The organism is Emergencia sp. (genome assembly GCF_048465375.1).
Lineage (GTDB): Bacteria > Bacillota > Clostridia > Peptostreptococcales > Anaerovoracaceae > Senimuribacter.
Map to the genome: position 1 here is coordinate 43,847 of NZ_DBFWLQ010000020.1, position 17,283 is coordinate 61,129.

General features: G+C 46.4%; 17 protein-coding genes. 5 read left to right on the forward strand and 12 right to left on the reverse strand.

Going from position 1 to position 17,283, the window contains the following annotated elements; translation table 11 throughout:
• The first annotated feature begins 112 nt into the window (after positions 1 to 112).
• Entirely contained in the window at positions 113 to 859 is a 747-nt protein-coding gene (locus tag ACMQ5W_RS13110; protein WP_419025552.1) for an ion transporter, read from the forward strand.
• Here ACMQ5W_RS13110 and ACMQ5W_RS13115 read toward each other — a convergent pair.
• The 5 genes from ACMQ5W_RS13115 to ACMQ5W_RS13135 are packed head-to-tail and all read right to left on the reverse strand — an operon-like array spanning position 856 to position 6,535.
• Positions 856 to 2,100, reverse strand: a complete 1,245-nt coding sequence (locus tag ACMQ5W_RS13115; protein ID WP_419025553.1) for a diguanylate cyclase domain-containing protein — start codon at positions 2,098 to 2,100, stop codon at positions 856 to 858. The two genes, ACMQ5W_RS13110 and ACMQ5W_RS13115, sit on opposite strands and share 4 nt — an antisense overlap.
• A gap of 23 nt (positions 2,101 to 2,123) precedes the next feature.
• Complete coding sequence (locus ACMQ5W_RS13120) at positions 2,124 to 3,431, reverse strand: pyrimidine-nucleoside phosphorylase (protein WP_419025554.1); 1,308 nt, start codon at positions 3,429 to 3,431, stop codon at positions 2,124 to 2,126.
• Position 3,432: 1 nt separating this feature from the next.
• Positions 3,433 to 4,602 carry a phosphopentomutase gene (locus ACMQ5W_RS13125; RefSeq protein ID WP_419025555.1) on the reverse strand — a complete coding sequence of 390 codons (1,170 nt, stop codon included), beginning with the start codon at positions 4,600 to 4,602 and terminating at the stop codon, positions 3,433 to 3,435.
• Between the two features lies 1 nt (position 4,603).
• On the reverse strand, positions 4,604 to 5,314 hold the full coding sequence (locus tag ACMQ5W_RS13130) for a metallophosphoesterase (RefSeq protein ID WP_148492503.1): 711 nt from the start codon (positions 5,312 to 5,314) through the stop codon (positions 4,604 to 4,606).
• A 3-nt stretch (positions 5,315 to 5,317) separates the two neighbouring features.
• Positions 5,318 to 6,535: a DNA recombination protein RmuC gene (locus tag ACMQ5W_RS13135; RefSeq protein WP_419025556.1), complete on the reverse strand. Its 1,218-nt coding sequence runs from the start codon at positions 6,533 to 6,535 to the stop codon at positions 5,318 to 5,320.
• 84 nt (positions 6,536 to 6,619) lie between these two features.
• On the opposite strand from ACMQ5W_RS13135, the gene ACMQ5W_RS13140 reads away from it, so the two are divergent.
• Entirely contained in the window at positions 6,620 to 7,516 is an 897-nt protein-coding gene (locus tag ACMQ5W_RS13140) for a nucleoside recognition domain-containing protein (protein ID WP_419025557.1), read from the forward strand.
• A 324-nt stretch (positions 7,517 to 7,840) separates the two neighbouring features.
• Here the strand turns inward: ACMQ5W_RS13140 and ACMQ5W_RS13145 are convergent, their stop codons facing one another.
• From ACMQ5W_RS13145 to ACMQ5W_RS13160, 4 genes are all read right to left on the reverse strand, one after another.
• Entirely contained in the window at positions 7,841 to 8,290 is a 450-nt protein-coding gene (locus tag ACMQ5W_RS13145; RefSeq protein ID WP_419025558.1) for a hypothetical protein, read from the reverse strand.
• Positions 8,291 to 8,321: 31 nt separating this feature from the next.
• Positions 8,322 to 9,155, reverse strand: coding sequence for a hypothetical protein (locus tag ACMQ5W_RS13150; RefSeq protein WP_419025559.1), 834 nt, complete (start codon positions 9,153 to 9,155; stop codon positions 8,322 to 8,324).
• Positions 9,156 to 9,197: 42 nt separating this feature from the next.
• The gene (locus tag ACMQ5W_RS13155; RefSeq protein ID WP_419025560.1) at positions 9,198 to 9,365 is read right to left on the reverse strand and encodes a hypothetical protein; all 168 of its coding nucleotides are present in this window, start codon (positions 9,363 to 9,365) and stop codon (positions 9,198 to 9,200) included.
• A gap of 150 nt (positions 9,366 to 9,515) precedes the next feature.
• A complete protein-coding gene (locus ACMQ5W_RS13160; protein ID WP_419025561.1) occupies positions 9,516 to 10,799 on the reverse strand; it encodes an O-acetylhomoserine aminocarboxypropyltransferase/cysteine synthase family protein in 1,284 nt (427 codons plus the stop codon).
• A gap of 96 nt (positions 10,800 to 10,895) precedes the next feature.
• Here ACMQ5W_RS13160 and ACMQ5W_RS13165 point away from each other — a divergent pair, with 96 nt between their 5' ends.
• The gene (locus ACMQ5W_RS13165; RefSeq protein ID WP_419025562.1) at positions 10,896 to 11,399 is read left to right on the forward strand and encodes a DUF6512 family protein; all 504 of its coding nucleotides are present in this window, start codon (positions 10,896 to 10,898) and stop codon (positions 11,397 to 11,399) included.
• On the opposite strand, the gene ACMQ5W_RS13170 is transcribed toward ACMQ5W_RS13165, so the two are convergent.
• Together ACMQ5W_RS13170 and ACMQ5W_RS13175 are read right to left on the reverse strand one after the other, a co-directional pair.
• A complete protein-coding gene (locus tag ACMQ5W_RS13170; RefSeq protein ID WP_419025563.1) occupies positions 11,371 to 12,360 on the reverse strand; it encodes a permease prefix domain 1-containing protein in 990 nt (329 codons plus the stop codon). The two genes, ACMQ5W_RS13165 and ACMQ5W_RS13170, sit on opposite strands and share 29 nt — an antisense overlap.
• Entirely contained in the window at positions 12,360 to 12,695 is a 336-nt protein-coding gene (locus ACMQ5W_RS13175; RefSeq protein ID WP_419025564.1) for a PadR family transcriptional regulator, read from the reverse strand. The genes ACMQ5W_RS13170 and ACMQ5W_RS13175 overlap by 1 nt, the downstream gene beginning before the upstream one ends.
• A gap of 420 nt (positions 12,696 to 13,115) precedes the next feature.
• On the opposite strand from ACMQ5W_RS13175, the gene ACMQ5W_RS13180 reads away from it, so the two are divergent.
• Together ACMQ5W_RS13180 and ACMQ5W_RS13185 are read left to right on the forward strand one after the other, a co-directional pair.
• Complete coding sequence (locus ACMQ5W_RS13180) at positions 13,116 to 13,838, forward strand: LytR/AlgR family response regulator transcription factor (protein WP_419025565.1); 723 nt, start codon at positions 13,116 to 13,118, stop codon at positions 13,836 to 13,838.
• 479 nt (positions 13,839 to 14,317) lie between these two features.
• A complete protein-coding gene (locus ACMQ5W_RS13185; RefSeq protein WP_419025720.1) occupies positions 14,318 to 15,160 on the forward strand; it encodes a sensor histidine kinase in 843 nt (280 codons plus the stop codon).
• Between the two features lie 51 nt (positions 15,161 to 15,211).
• On the opposite strand, the gene ACMQ5W_RS13190 is transcribed toward ACMQ5W_RS13185, so the two are convergent.
• The gene (locus tag ACMQ5W_RS13190) at positions 15,212 to 17,233 is read right to left on the reverse strand and encodes an FAD-dependent oxidoreductase (protein ID WP_419025566.1); all 2,022 of its coding nucleotides are present in this window, start codon (positions 17,231 to 17,233) and stop codon (positions 15,212 to 15,214) included.
• Between the last annotated feature and the right edge of the window lie 50 nt (positions 17,234 to 17,283).

The following is a 17,283-nucleotide window of genomic DNA, read 5'->3' on the forward strand; positions in this document are numbered from 1 at the left end:
TGTTTGTCAATATGGTTTTGTATAATTGTACCAAAATTGTATTCCCATGAGGGTGAATAGAAAGCTTTTCAATATTAAATAATTATGTTAGAATCAAATCGGAGCGTGAGATATGAAAAATTTGAGAGTGAAAATTTATGATTTGGTCAGTGTGGGGGACAATGCTACAGTATATGCGCGAGGTTACGATATATGCATGGTATTTACGATTTTTGCCAGCTTGATGCCACTTCTAGTCAAAAGCAGTCACATCACCCCGTTCCTCTACTATACTGACAAAGTCTGTGCCGGTATCTTCATCATCGACTACGTGCTGCGATTTCTCGTAGCAGATTTTTTGTTGAAAGAAAAGGGAAAGAAGGCTTTCTTTCTCTACCCTTTTACACCCATGGCGATTGTAGACCTGGTTTCCATCCTGCCGTCTCTGATCATTGTCATGCACAACGGCCTGAAAATCTTCAGGCTTTTTCGCCTCTTCCGCACCATGCAGGTTTTTCGAGTGGTCAAGCTGTTCCGCTATTCTAAAAATGTGACAATCCTGCTCAACGTATTTCGCAACCAAAAAGATGCACTGATCTTCGTCTTCGGGCTGGCCATGTCCTACGTGTTTATCTGCGCCCTGATTATCTTCAATGTGGAGCCTGAGACTTTTCATAACTTTTTTGAGGCAGTCTACTGGGCAGTCATTTCCCTGTCTACCGTCGGCTATGGAGATATCTACCCTGTTACCACGCTGGGCAGAGTCATCACCATCTTATCAGCTATCGTCGGTATCGCCATCATCGCTCTGCCTGCCGGTGTCATCACCGCAGGCTACATGGAGGAATTATCTGCCCAAAAAGAAAAGGATGACCGCTAGTCATCCTTTATTTCGCTTACGATAGCCATTCTGGCCAGGCGTCCATCCCAATTGATCAATTTCCCACGGTAAAACATGTCTCTGCCTAATTTCTTGCTGCCGACAATTTTACCGGTGGAGGTCTTTGCCTGCAGCTTCATCTCACTGCAGAAAAAGAACCCTTTATCGCTCAATCCCAATAAGTAACAGAAACACTTTGGCTCCCCCCGCTTTGCTCCCGCAAGTAAGTTCAAAGCCTTCGCATTGGCATAATAAACTTCGTGGGTCTCAGCGTCGCAGATATAGATGTAAGAATCCATCTCGTCCAAAATCCATTCCCTGCTCTCCCGGGAGAATTTTTCTTCCACTGTCTTCCCTGATCCATAAAAGGTATAGCGGTTTTTTCCCAGACCTTTGGATTCATACAGGGCCTGATCAGCCATATAGTATAGTTTGTTCACATCGTGGCCGTCCTGGGGAAACAAGGAAATCCCTACTGAGCAGGTAGGGGCAGCATTTAATTTCGATGTGTGAAGAGACGCCATGGCTGCAAGACAGTTTTCCGCCGTGCGGCTCACCTCTTCTTCATCTTTATAGTCATATAAGAACAGGGTGAATTCATCCCCGCCCAGTCTGCCGGCAATCAGTTTTCTGTTACCCATCTCGATGAGCTTACGACTAAAATCGATTAAGACGTGATCGCCATAGGTATGTCCAAGGGTATCATTGGCTTTCTTGAAGTTGTCCAAGTCGATGACAAAGAATGCACATTTTACATCTTTTTCAGCTTCAAAGAGCATCTTCTCTACTTTGTCAATAAAAGCGCTGCGGTTTAAGAGATTCGTCATCATATCGTGATTGGCCTGCTTTAATGCTTTTTGTAGTCTGATGGCATTTTCCAGTCTTTTGCGAACCACTGATGGTACTACCGGCTTGACCAGATAATCGTCTGCACCCAAATTCAGAGCCTGTATCTCGGAAGAGTCTCCCTCCATGGCAGTGATGGCGATAATGGGCAGCGTATCGTTATGCATTTCTGCCCGCACCACATGTAAAAATTCGTATCCGTCCATAACCGGCATACGCAAATCCAGCAGGACTGCCATAATATCCTGCTGTTCCTTCATCTTCTCCAAGGCCGCTTTTCCATTTTCCGCCTCTAGGATTTCATACTCTGAAGAAAGTATCTTGGACAGGATCGCCCGATTTATTTTGTTATCGTCTACAACTAGTACCTTTTCTTTCACTTCGTCCAATTTCATTCACACACCTAATTTCGTATCACTCATAATCCTAGAACCTCTTTGATCAGCTCTGGTCTGCGCGGCTTTTCTCTGCTGATTGAGAAGGCTTTTGCCGCTTCCTTCTCCGCATTGGTGACTTTGTTTTTATGATTCCCGTAAATCGTGGCCAGGGCCTCTCCCTTGTAAACACGATCCCCCACTTTTTTATGTATGTAGATGCCTGCTGCCAGGTCAACGACATCTTCTTTGGTCGCTCTGCCTGCACCGGTATGCTGTGATGCCAAACCGATGGACTTCGCACAGATTGACTCGATGAAGCCGCTTTCAGGGGCAAGGATATCCTTTTTCACTGAAGCGTGAGGGAACAGGCTGTAATCCTCTGTCACGGCCATATCTCCGCCCTGTCTGGCGATAAAGCTCTTCAGCTTCTCCAGGCCAGCGCCGCTGACCAGCGCCTGCTGTGCCATGATCTGACCTTCTGCATGGGTTTTTACTCTGCCGCCCAGGTATATCATGATCCCGGCAAGGCGCAGGGACAATTCTGTGATATCGTCCGGGCCGCTGCCCTTGAGGGTTTCGATGGCTTCCAACACTTCCAGGCTGTTACCCACTGCTTTGCCCAGAGGCTGGCTCATATCCGTAATGGCAGCTACAGTTCGCTTACCGGCGGCAGTACCGATTTCGCACATCATTCTGCCAAGAGCTGTAGCGTCTTCCAAATTCTCCATAAAAGCGCCATTACCACACTTTACGTCCAGCACGATGGCATCACTGCCAGCCGCCAGCTTTTTGCTCATAATGCTGGAAGCAATCAGGCTCAGGTTTTCGACCGTACCTGTTACGTCCCGCAGGGCATAGAGTTTCTTGTCTGCAGGAGTGATATGGGCCGTCTGCCCGATGACAGAAATGCCGATTTCATTGACCTGCGAGAGAAATTGACTGGCCTCTAAAGAAGTCTGAAATCCCGGAATCGCTTCCAGTTTATCGACAGTTCCTCCCGTAAATCCCAGACCACGTCCGCTCATCTTTGCGATGGGAACGCCACAGGCGGCAGCAAGGGGTGCTACGATCAGCGTCGTCTTATCACCTACGCCGCCAGTGGAGTGCTTATCTACTTTGATACCTTTGACGCCAGATAAGTCGATGTTATCGCCGGAATATCTCATGGCATTGGTCAGTTCAAAGGTCTCTTCCTTATCCATCTTTTGAAAATAAATAGCCATCAGAAGCGCTGAGGCCTGATAGTCAGGAATCTCCCCTTCTGCATAACCCTTGATGAAGTATTGAATCTCTGCCTGTGACAGTTTCCCCCCATCTCTTTTCTTCAGAATGATATCATTCATATTCATTTCAAAAAATCTCCTTTAAAAAGCTCTCTCCGATGAGCGTAGGTTCTGCGTCCAGATACTCTGCAATGGTGGCTCCGATATCTGCAAAAGAGTTGCGCACACCTAAGTCGATGCCAGCTTTGATCTTCTTTCCCCATACCAAAATCGGCACGTATTCCCTGGTGTGATCCCATCCGCTGTGAACAGGGTCGTTGCCGTGATCTGCACAGATCATCAGCAAATCATCGTCTTCCATAGCCATGATGACTTCCGGCAGTCTGCGGTCGAAATCCATAATCGCCTGCCCGTATCCGATCGGGTCTCTTCTGTGGCCGAATTTGGAATCAAAGTCCACCAGATTGGTGAAAATAAATCCCTCAAAGGGCTGTTTTAAGGCTTCTATGGTCTTACTTACGCCGTCCATATTATTTTCTGTGTGTACGGCCTGTGTCACACCCTGTCCGTTAAAAATATCGCTGATCTTGCCTATGGCATAGACAGTCTTGCCTGTTTTCTTCACTTTATCCAGAAGGGTCTCTCCACTGGGTGAAACCGCATAATCCTTTCGATCAGAGGTTCTCACCCTCTTGCCGTTTTCTATGATATATGGTCTGGCGATGACTCTGCCGCAAGCCCAGTCGCCTACCAGCAGTTTTCTTGCCGCTTCGCAGATTTCATACAGTCTTCCCAAAGGGATGACATCGGTATTAGCCGCAATCTGAAAGACACTGTCCGCAGATGTGTAGACAATGGGTTTTCCTGTCTTCTCGTGTTCTGGACCCAATTCCTCGATGATTTCTGTCCCAGAGGCCGGATAGTTGCCCAGACAGCCTACGCCAATCTTCGCTTCAAACTGTTCCATGAATTCTTTCGGGAAACCGTCAGGATAGGTCTTAAAAGGGGTCTTCGTCTCAAGTCCCGTGATTTCCCAATGTCCAGTAATGGTATCTTTGCCGGTGGAGCGTTCCTTCATCTTGCCGAAATCCCCTACCGGTTCGTCTATTTTCAGGGTTCCTTCTGCGATGCCTGGAATATTGCCAAGCCCCAGCTCCCGCAGATTTGGAATCTCAAATTTTGCGTTATTCATTACAATGTGTCCAAAGGTGTCCGCGCCTTTATCGCCATACTTCTCGGCATCAGGCAGCGCTCCAACTCCCATACTGTCCATTACGATTAATGTTACCCTTTTCATTTTATTCACCCACCTTTACAATTAGCTCTGGCTGTCCTTCGAGATAATCGAGGGAAACCAATTTATATTCTACGCGGTTCAAAACACCTTTAATCCCATTTTTAAAAGCATCTTTACCGTGTAAATGTCCATATACACAGATTTTTACGCCGTATTCTGTCAGCATTTCAGTAAAACCCGACCCCTGCATTTTGTCATTGGTCGGCGGATAATGAAGCGCCGCAATAATCGTCTCCGCACCGCTGCTCTTCGCTTCTTTGAGGGAAAATTCAAGCCGCAGAAGTTCTCGGTTGAAAATCTTCTGGTCGTGTTCGTCAAAGCCCTCCATACCAGGACAGATCCAACCCCTGGTTCCGCAGATGGCGGTGTTCTCATCGGCCAGATAGCAGTGATTCTGCAGAAATGTCATATCGTCATACAGCCGGTTCAGCCGCGTCACAGATGTCCACCACAGGTCATGGTTGCCTTTGGTAATCACCTTTCTGCCTGGCAGCCTGTGAATCCAGTCCAGATCGGCAATAGCTTCTTCCTGCCGCAAACCCCAGGATACGTCGCCAGGTATGATGACCACGTCTTCCGGTCTGACCAGACTTTCCCATTTTTCTTTTACTCTTTCGTGGTGATTGACCCATCTGGGACCAAAGATGTCCATGGGTTTTTCTATCCTCTCATCAAAGGACAGATGCAAATCGCCTATTGCATAAATTCTCAAGGTTTATTTCTCCTCTAATTCAAGTAATGCGTTTGATTCTTCATCTGTAAGTGTGGTAACTTTACGCAGCTTGCTTCTGATCATTCTCGATCTGGTGCCCACCAGTTTGTCCAAATCGTCTCCTGCCTGATTGATTTTCTTCTGTGCTGCCGTCAAAACATCTTCAAATTTGCCGAATTCGTTTTTGACTGCGCCCAGAATGTCCCAGACCTCGCTGGAATGTTTTTGTATCGCCAGGGTTTTGAAGCCCATTTGTAAACTGTTAAGCAGCGCTGCCATCGTCGTAGGTCCTGCGATATTGACTTTGTAATCTCTCTGCAATACCTCTACAAGTCCGCGCCTGACCACTTCGGCGTACAGCCCTTCAAACGGCAGGAGCATGATGCCAAAATCCGTGGTGCCGGGCGGTTCTATGTATTTTTCTTTGATATCTTTTGCCTCTGACTTTATGACACGTTCCAAGTTTTTTCCAGCCGCATCGATGGCCGCTGTATCTCCAGTATCGTAGGCATCTGCAAGTTTGGAATAGGCATCCGCCGGGAATTTCGCATCGATGGGCAGATAGATGAATCTATCGTCCTCACCTGGCAGCTTGATGGCATATTCCACTCGCTCTGCCCCCGTGCTTTTGGTCGTCACATTTTCTTCGTATTGATCAGGGGAAAGAATCTGCTCTAAGATGGCGCCCAGCTGGATTTCTCCCAAAATGCCCCTCGTTTTCACATTGGAGAGCACTTTTTTCAAATCGCCCACGCCTGTGGCTAAGGTCTGCATCTCGCCCAATCCTTTGTAAACCTGTTCCAGTCTTTCACTGACCAGTTTGAATGATTGTCCGATGCGGTCTTCCAAAGTCTTCTGCAGCTTTTCGTCAACTGTCTGCCGCATCTGTTCGAGCTGCCTGTTGTTATCCTCCGTCAACTCGCCGATTTTCTTAGACATGGTGTAGCGGATGTTCTCTAATTTCTGCTCATTTTCCAAAGCCATGTGATTGAACTTTTCGTTGAGTTCGTAGAGCCTCCTGTCCTGCATCTGAGTGATTTCTTTTTGATTGCCCGTAACCATGTCGCCAAAATTTTTAAAGGAATTATTGATATATTGAATGGTCTCCACTCTGGACTCTTTGATTTCTCTCTTTATGGCAGAAAACCTGCTGTAGACGAGGATGAGCATGACCAGTGTCAAACCTAACAGTATCATCATTACGATTTCAATTGCTCCCACCTGATGTACCTCTTTCTTTCATGAAATCTGTTTTTACACATACACATATAGTATACCATTCTTTGAAAGGATTAAAAAGGAGAAATGAACAATATTACAACTCTTTTGCAGTCAATCTTATTCGGTGACTTCGGTCTCCTAACTCTGACTCCCAGATATCTGTTTCTGGTGCTGTTTCCTATTATGGTATTCTTAGGAATTTCTGGACAAATATTACCGAAAATTCCTTTTTTGCAAAAAACGAGCCCCCTGATCAATCAATTTTTTTATAGCTTTATCGGTCTTGGCTGCACGACAGTAGCCCTTGCCTCTTTGGATTACATAAAAAACCCGCCTATGAGAACGCGTATGATCTGGCTCTTGATCCTGGTCGTACCTTGTTCCTCACAGCTGGCCATCATCGCCACTTTTGCCGCTATGGTCACACTGCGCGTCTTCCTGTTATATCTGTTCTTCTGTTTCGGATTCATGGCGGTCATCTATTTTCTCATTTCCAAAGTGTATCCCTTAAACCAGGGCCTGGTGAAAATTTCTAGTGACGCGTCTTCGTTCAACCTGTTCCGCATTGTCAAAGAAGCTTTTCTCTCCGTAGCGGACACCGCATTGCCATTCTGCGGCGGCAGCATCATCATCAGCATTGCAGCCTATTATGGCATATTGGATTTCATCGCTGAGGCCTTTGGTCCTTTTATGGAACATTTTCTCCATCTGCCAAAAGAAGCCGCCAGCCTTTTCGTGCTCAACATCCTCAAACGAGACTTTGGCTCCGCTTCACTGTTGTCCTTTGCCAGCAAAGGAACCTTCGATGCGATTCAGCTCATCGTCATGATGATGATGATGACTTTCTCCGTGCCCTGTTTTAACTCCAGCATTCTTCTGGTGAAACAACAAAAACTTCCCAAGGCCTGTCTGATCTGGCTGGGAAGCTTGATAATTTCTGTATTAATCGGTAAGATCGTCAGTATGATACTCGTCGTATGACATTCTGTCCAAAGAGCCTCGGGCGGCAGTCGAATTCAGCAAATCATAGATTTGCGAATTCGGTGCATGAGACCTGCCGCGGTTTGCTTGTGCAAACCGGGCTAGGGCTTCAATTTGCTAGACAGAATTTATGGTTAATGGTTCTTGCCCCAATTCGCATAGCGAATTGCAGGGAAGACCTTATGCAACAATTGCCCGGCCTTGGCCGGCGGCAATTGACTGCTGGCGTTCCCCAGCTTGCCGATTTTCCGCAGCTTCAGCTGCAATGGAAAATGGGACAGCGAAGCGGCATCTGCCGCGAAGGAGTACAGTTTAGCTGCACGTTTAGCTGGCTTGGAACGCGTCGTATCCCTGTCCTAGGTTGTTCAAATCCTCGAAAGACCGCATGAGGACTCGCTGCATCTGGCTCAAAGCCTGGGTATATTCCTCTACTGTAACGCCTCCGTCCTTGTACTGTTTCTTCTCCGCTATTTCGTAGAACTCTATACTCAAGTCGCAGAACAGGCAGAAGGATTCAATACTTTTTCTCAACAATTCTACTAAGTTCTCAGATTCTTCGTCCGTCTCTGGGATCTCTATGGCATCCACATCCAGTGCCTTTGCGGTCTCCATATGGCTTCTGAAACTCTCAATATACGATCCGAACTTTCTCTTCTTAAAAAGGCCCAGTTTCTTTGCATCCTTCATGGCAGTGGGCGATGTCACCTGATAAATTTCTAAAATACCGTCCCGATATTCTTCAATGAGTTGTTTCAAAGCGATTCTGTAATCCATGTCTTTCCTCCTTGTATTTAAGACCATTGTACTACGTTTTGTTTCCAAAAACCAGCGGTTTGATCATATTTTTTACAAAGAGGTCGATCATCTGTGAGTTGATTCCGCTGTCCTTATTATCGCTGGTGACAAAGAGGTTATCTCCCATAACGATATTGTTGCGTAGATACGTCGTGATTTTCCACTTAAAGTCTTCCATATAGGAAGGTTTCAGCAGCATCCCCGCATGTTCTATGTAGATTACCCTCTCGTTATAACACATGATTGAAAAATCCGGATGCACGGCAACCTTGCGCCCAGTTTCATCTCTAAGTTCCAACGTTTCTTCATACCTGAAGGGAACTGCATATCTGTAGAGGGTGTCATACCAGATGCACTCCCCCTTTGATCTGACCTTTGTTCCATCGATAGTCGTGCATCCCGTGCTTGCAAAAGGAAAGGAACTGGACTCATAATCTTCCGCTGCCCAGTCACAGAGCCTTTCAAACTTATCATCCACATAGCACTCGTCAGGCAGGTCTTTATAGGAAGATGGCAGCCGCCTGTGAATCTCCGCAGGCTCATAACGTACATATTTTTCTCGCAGATTCATGAGTAGTGCCAGATCCTGCTTCAGCACTTTCAGCCTCAGAGCATTGAATTTAGCGAATTTAAACTTAAGAACCTTCTCATCATTATATTTTCCCAGGTACTCAGACTTCTTTATATTACCATCGTAATACTGACGATAATAATAGAATTGTCCATTGATTTTTTTGTAAACGAGCGCACCATCGGGCACTTCACAACCACGGGTCTCCAGTTCGTTAATCAAAAATCGGATATTTTCCAGTTCGTCCTCTATCTCTTGCGTAAATCCGTACATCGCCCCTCCTTATATACATTATTTTACATTATTGTAATATAATCACTCTAATCTGTCAAGGACGATATCACTTTTAACCTCTATTTGATCAAAAAAACCAATAGCACCTAAAACCTTAGATGCTACAAAGGGTGTGCCCTCTGCTTCGTCGGCTGTAACCGTTGGAACTTCGTCGCAGCTTTTAGCACTCTCTGCATATACAGCGTGCACACCGCCCAAAGCTCCAAATTTTTTAGGCGTTTTGGGCTATTTTTTGCAAAATGACGGGTAAAACGACACTCGTGGGAGCGAGTTCAGCAAAAACGCAGCAAAAATCCAACAAAAAATGACGGCCTTACGCCGCCATTTTTACAATGTATCCTATTTTACCTGGTTCAATGCCTGATCAAAGTCTGCCAGGATATCTTCGATGTCTTCACATCCGACGGACACTCTGATCAGTTCCGGCTTGATGCCGCCTGCCAATTGATCTTCTTCACTGAGCTGTCTGTGGGTAGTGGATGCCGGGTGAAGTACACTGGTACGGATATCGCCCACATGGACTACGATGCTGGCCAATTTCAGATTTGCCAGACACGCTTCGCCTGCTGCTCTGCCGCCTTTGACGCCAAAGCTGAGAACGCCGCTGGCTCCCTTCGGCAGATATTTCTGCGCTCTCTCGTAGTCATCGTCGCCAGGAAGTCCAGGATATTTTACCCAGTCTACTTTTGGATGCTTCTGCAGGAACTCCGCAAGCGCCATAGCATTTTTGCTGTGTCTTTCCATACGCAGATGCAAAGTGTCAAGTCCCTGGAAGGTCAGAAATGCGTTCATCGGAGACATGGTACATCCCAAGTCCCGCAGCATCTGTGCTCTCAACTTGAGGCAGAATGCCTGACCGCCAAACTTCTCATAATACTTGATACCGTGATAACTCTCATCCGGTTCTACCATGCCTGGAAACTTATCAGCATATTTGTTCCAATCAAAGTTTCCACCTTCGATGACCATTCCTCCTACGGAAGTAGCGTGACCATCTGCCCACTTTGTCGTAGAATGAACGACAAAATCAGCGCCGTGCTTCAGCGGCTGGCAGAGGTACGGAGAAGCTAAAGTATTATCTACTACAAGAGGCACTCCGATCTCCTTTGCTGCCTGGCTGAATTTTTCGATATCGAGAACAGTCAGCGCTGGATTCCCCAAAGACTCTCCGAAGAGGACTTTCGTGTTGGGCTTTGCCAAAGCGACGATTTCCTCCTTGCTGATATCTTGATCGATAAAGGTCGTTTCAATGCCCATCTTCTTGAGGGTTACGCCGAAGAGGTTATGGGTTCCGCCATAGATGTTGGCACAGGCGATGATGTGATCCCCTGCTTCACAGATATTTAGCATGGTAATCAGATTAGCGGCCTGACCAGCACTGGTTGCGATAGCCGCTGTGCCTCCTTCTAATGCCGCCATCTTCTCCTCCAGAGCGTTAACCGTAGGGCTGCCCAATCTGGTGTACATGAAATCTGCGCTTTCGAGGTCAAAGAGTTTCGCTACATCTTCTGCGTTATAGTATCTGTATGTAGTATTCTGAACGATAGGCAGTACCTGCGGCTGGCCGCTTTCTGCCTTGTATCCTGCATGAATGCAGTTTGTATTGAATTTATGTTCTGACATTTCTTCACTTCCTTACCATTAATTTGACTAATATTGTATAACATTCTGCACAGATTGGCAAGTGTCACATACAATATAACGAGGTGATTTATTGTGATGAAAATCTACGGAATGCTTTTTACGGTCATCATCGGCATACTGCTTCACTTTACCTATGTGTGGTCAGATCGAAGTCCATTCATTGCAGTGGTAGCGCCTGTCGATGGCAGCATCTTTCAGCAACTGAAGCTGCTTTATACGCCGTACATGCTCTGGGCACTGATAGAATATGAGCATTATGGTCAGTTCACAAAAAACTTCATCCCAGTCAAAGCGGTTACCCTCTTTGCCGGGATGATGGTCCTCATCTTGCTATTGTATTTATCCGCAAAGGTTTTGCGCAGAAACGTACCTTGGATAGATCTGACGGTTTTTATGCTTTCCACGCTGGCAGTTTTCTGTACGGATTATCATTTGACAGAGAGCGGTCTTTCCGTCATGCCCGCAGCCACTCTATCCGGCAGCCTGCTGCTCTTTCTCATCGCAATGGCTATGTCGGTCTTTACTTTTTATCCGCCGGATCACCCCTTGTTTAACGATCGTTATCGTTCTTCGAACTGATACTGCAGATTCCCGCTATGGCACCAAAGAGAACACCTGCTACAGGCCAGATGATCCAGCTCCTGCCCCAGTCCTCTGTCAAGAAGCTGTAGGCCAGATAAATCGCGACAATTACAGGCCAGTAAATCGTCGCAACCTTGTCAATCAGTTTGTTCTTTTTCCTTTCTACAGAGTAGTCTCCTTTTTGTAAAAGTACGTCGTAACACCCATAGGGCATGCCGGCTGTAATCAGAATATAGACGCCCGCCGCTACGAACAAGAGCAGCAGGGAAACCGCCGCGCCAATCTTTGCGGCTTGTGACTCGTCGAAGATAATTCCTGCGACAATAGCAGGAATCACGCCGATAATGATGCAGCTGACGCCGATGGCCATCTTCCGTCCGAAGACCGGCCTTGCTTCCCCCTGCAGTTTCCCAAATACCGATTTAGCTCCCGGTTCCAGTTCAAAAACTTCGTGCTGCAGGTATTCATACTTTGACATGGAAATGCCATTGACGATGAAGAGAACGACAGCTGCAGCAACCATGACGAAGAGCACGACCAGTCCTATGGCTGTCGGCGTAGCCGCGTCAGTTCTTACACCACTGTTGATCAGAAGAATCGGAGAGCAGATACACAATACCACGCCGATACCGATTTTTCGGGCATAACCTTTCATGTCTTCAATATATTCCCTTCCCTGGTTCAAATTGATTTTCACAGCCGGACTCGGCTTGGTTTCCTGCATTGCATTAGATGAAGCATCCCTCTCTCTGATTCCCAGTTCTCGAATCAGCTCTTCCATATTTCCAAATTCTGATATGACGATGCCGATGGCCTCGTTTTCGCTCTTGCCTTCTGCCTTCAGCTCCGTATATTTATCTTCCATCGTCGAAGCCATTTCCCCTTTTGCTTTTCTAACTTCTTCCGTATCTGGAAGCTGGGCAAACATACTGTCTAAATAATTTAAAATAATCTCCATTATAGTTCCTTCTTTCTGATAAATCTCTCTACTACTTCTTTTGTAACCTGCCACTCCTGGCATTTCTCTTCATAATATCGCCTACCCTCATCAGTTATCTTGTAATAAGTTCTCTGTTTGCCGCCGGATTCTCCTCCCCCAGCAAAGGACTCCACGTACCCATTCTTTTCTAATCTGGTAAAAGCAGAATAGAGTGTAGTCTCTTTGATGATGTATTTTTCTTCCGAAAGTTCTCTGATCATCTTAGAAATCTGATAACCGTAAGAAGGCTGATCCATGAGCAGAAACAGGATAATGGTATCATTGTACCCTCTGATAACGTCACTACTGATCAATGTTCTCACCTCAAAATCTATTACGACTATAGTAGTACGACTGTCGTAGTAATTTATATTCTCACTATAACACAACTACTACGACAGGTCAAGTAGTTTGAGAAACAATTTTCATAAGCCGTAGGATAATGGCTTAAACCGTATGAAAAACGACGTAAATCATGATATACTATAAAAAACGTAGAAATGACGGAATCAAGCGGTCAAGTCCGTCAAATCGAGATTTGGGGACTTTTCGCATGAGACCTGCCAACGATTTACTTAAAGTAAATCGGGCTAGGGCTTCAAGATTCCTATTTCCACATGTCGCCCGCAGGGGGCGGCTCTTCGTGAGGTACGTTCTTTGATATTCCGTCAATATCGACTTCATCGATATTTCCTACATAATAAAAAACGTTCATTGAGAAAGGAAGTGTCCTTATGCTGGCTTTGATTTGTGATGATCTTGCAGAAGATCGCAGAGTACTTGCAGAATACTGTGACCGCTACGGGAAAGAAAAGAAATTAAAAATACAAACTTTACAATATGAAAATGCTGGCGCTTTACTGCAGAACAAAGACGTGCTGAAAGCAGATATTTTGTTCTTGGATATTTACATGGAGGGCGCCTCGGGTATCGACGCTGCAAAAATCCTCAGGGGCAAAGGATATAAAGGCACCCTTATTTTCACGACTACCAGCCGCGAGCACTACGCTGAAGGGTTCGATCTTGCGGCGGCCCATTATCTGATAAAGCCGATCTCCTGGGAGGCCTTCTGTAAGGCGGCTGGCCGTTGTAATAAAATTACAGAGCTAGAGAAAAAATCCATCAGGGTCAATATCGGACGTTCTGAACTCAACGTGGATGTCGAAGGCATCCGCTATATTGAAGTCTACGGTCACAAGACCATCATCAACACCCTGCGGGGTGAGATAAGCGTTACCCAATCACTGGCAGCATTGGAGCAGGTTTTGCCGAGGGATTCCTTTCTCAAATGCTATCGCTGTTTTTTAATCAATATGAATCACGTACAGCGCATCGAGGGGGATTCTTTTCTCATGAAAGACAATCGGGAAATCCCCATTTCCAGAGATAATCGCGTGCAGATTAAGAGTCGCTATTTGGATTACATGTTCAGTAAGATGGAGGAAGAAAAGTGTTAGAAGCTTACTTATCATCATTTTCAATAACAGCCCTACAAGCTATCAGTTCTGCGTCTCTCTGTCTTTATGTCGTGCGTGATACTATAAAAATCCGCCTCCCTTTATTATTGACACATACGCTGCTATTTGTATGTGCTAATAGCGTGATTTTCTCTATTTTCGCGACAAATTATAATGAAAACTACTACCTTCCTATATATGGGCTGTGTCTGGTCTGCGGATGGTGGTATCTACATAAGATAACAGGAGAAAATCACGTCAAACTTTTTTTCCTGGTATGTATGACGTTCAGCTTTATCTATTTCTGTAGTTCCATTACCTCAGCAATCTACGTCGCATGGATGCCGCAATATACCACCGGGTTCTATGTTTATGAGGATATTATAGCTTTTGGCCTTCCGCTCCTCTTCTGTTGGATCCCTTTCGCATGGTTTATGCGCAGTCTCTATACAAGGTTAAGGAAGCTCTCTTTGCCCAATATGTGGAAAATCGGTGTGATTCCTCTGCTCTTTTCAGTATGTATATGGGCCCAGCGCCTATTGATTCCAGTTGAAGAGGTCGGAGTCAGTGCCAGCTGCATTATGGAAGGATTTATCATATTCTGCGCATTTTTGGCTTATACACAGATGGTCAGTGCTCTTAATCGTGCCGAAGAAATTGTCAAACAACAAGAGAAAACAAAGTTTCTCTCCCATCAGTTCGATTTGCAGAAGACACGCATGGAGGAGTTGGAAACCCATGCCGAGGAAATGAGAAGAATCCGTCACGATAGGAGACAACATGTAGAAGTGTTGAAAGGACTCTTATCAAACGGTGAAGTGGAAAAAGCACGAGAATATTTAAAAGATTATGAGACTTCGATCAGTAAAAATGTACAGCCTCCTTTATGTGAAAATTTTGCAGCCGATGCGATTTGCCGCCGCTATCAAGCCCTGGCAAAACAGGCTGGACTCAGAGTTGAACTCGCTGTGGCGTTATCAAAAAATCCTGGTGTATCAAGCAGTGATCTGGCCATCATTCTAGGGAACCTCTGGGAGAATGCTATCGCCGCCGCCCTCGACACTGACGCAGACCCGTTCATTCGACTCAAAGTCATTGAAAAAGACGACAGGGTATTCATCCGTATGGAAAACAGCTTTGGAAATATCGTGCTTCAAGACGACGGCACCTACCTTTCGACAAAGGCCGGCAGATATTATGCAGAAGGCATCGGTCTCTCCAGCATCAAAGCCTCCGCCGAAAGGTATGGCGGCATCGCCGAGTTCTCCCACGATCAAAAAGTCTTTACTTCCTCCATTCTCCTTTACCGCCACAATTCATAGTGCAAAAGAAAACTGCCTGGCCGGCAGTTTTCTTTATCATCAGTTCCATTATCATACTTGCTTTCCGGCCACGTAACCCGTACGTACCGCTTCCATCACGCTCCCTACTTCTCCGGCATCACCGATGACATAGACCTCGGGACAGATTTCTTTGATTTCATCAGCCAGCTGATGGTTCGGCCTGTCTTTGGTGGCGATGACCACGGTGTCAGCTGATATAGATCTTTCACCTGCAGGTCCTTCTACCACGACTTCTTCGTCTCTGATCTCTTTGCACTTTGTCTCCAGTAAGATCTCGCAGCCCAGTTCTTTGATGTGTGACTGCAAAACAAATCTGGTCGTCTCCACCATATTCGTCATCAACTGATTCGTCATTTCCACTACTGTTACACGTTTCCCAGCTTTCAGCAGGTATTCCGCAGTCTCACAGCCCACAGTTCCTCCGCCGATGATGACCACATCGTCTGTGACAGGTGCTCCCAGCAATACCTCTTTCGCATTATAAACATGAGGTTTCTCAAAACCAGGTATTGGAAGAACTGCCGGGACTACCCCCGTAGCGGCGATGACCGCATCAGGCTGTAATGCCTTTACATCTTCTTTATCGATTTTTTTACCAGTCACCACCTGAAAGTTCCTGTACTCCGCCTGTTTCTCCATATAAGGAATATAATCCGCTAAATTTTCTTTGTACGGTGGTACGACAGCAGGTATCAATTGGCCGCCCAGATGGTCCTCCGCTTCGTAGACAGTTACGTTGTGACCTCTCATGGCAGCGATTCTGGCAGCTTCAATGCCGGCAGGGCCGCCGCCAATGACCATGACGTTCTTCTTTATCTCCGCAGTAGGCAGAGAATCGTCGTTGTTGTCGTGGCCTAAAACCGCATTGACAGAACAGATCAGTTCTCCATCGTTCATCAGCTGATTGTCCATACATTTCTGACATCCGATGCACGGCCGCGCATATGGATAAGTGCCGCCAGCAATCATGTTCGGCCGATCCGGTTCGGTAATCATGCCGCGTCCCATATGAATGAAATCGGCTACGCCGTTAGCCAATGCACCTTCCGCCATGACAGGATCATAGGTTCTGCCTCCGGCAATCAACGGAATGGTGATGGCAGGCGTGCCTCTGCCTTCCATATTAGGTCGTTCCTCTCCTTCGGCTATCATGGCTTTTCTGACCATGCCAGCTAGTGGCAGAGCCATGCCCTTCGCCTGACCGCCAGCGGGTACGTCCTCAAGGGTTGCTACATCGTCCCAATTACAGGCGATGACTTCGATAGCATCGGCTCCTGCCTGCTGCACCAGATAGCAGTTATACAATCCGTCTAACGGGGTAACACCGCCGTTGCGACCGCCGTCGATGACATTCATCTTGATCATGACTGGAAAATCTTTGCCACAGCGTTCTTTGATTTTCCTGATGATATTGCAGGCAAACCTGGCACGATTATATGCATTTCCTCCATACTCATCGGTGCGCTGATTGGCTGTAGACGAGAAAAACTGAGCAACCAAATAGTATCCGGCTCCATGAATCTCAACAGCATCATAACCCGCTTTCTTCGCGCGAACTGCTGCATCTGCATATTTATCTTCCAAAGCGATGATTTCCTCATGGGTAAAAGCGCGCGGCGTCTCGCCTTTCAGGCCGGTGACAAAGCTGTAGGGCATCGCTACTTCGGAAGGCGCTACCGCTGGTTGCCCCAGCTCATGAAGGACAGACAGATTTGCGCCTCTGCCTGCGTGACTTAACTGAATGGCGCATTTCGCTCCATATTTATGAATGGTGTCTGTCAGCTTTTTAAACCCTGGTATGTACTTGTCATCACTGAGGGCGATATAGTGTACCGTATTGATGCCCAGTGGCGGATCTACGCAAGTTACCTCTGTGATAATCAGACCGGTCCCGCCTTTCGCGTTGGCGGCATAGCGGTTGATAATCGGTTCAGTAACAAAACCCTCCTCTCCTGCATCTGTGCCCATCGGCGGCAGCACGATTCGATTCTTCATCTCCATGGTACCGATCTTTCCTGGCGACAATAATTTCGAAAACTCTGTGTGGCTCATAACAGGTTCCTCCTCTCATTTGTGAACGTTATTCGCTTTTATGGTTTCAT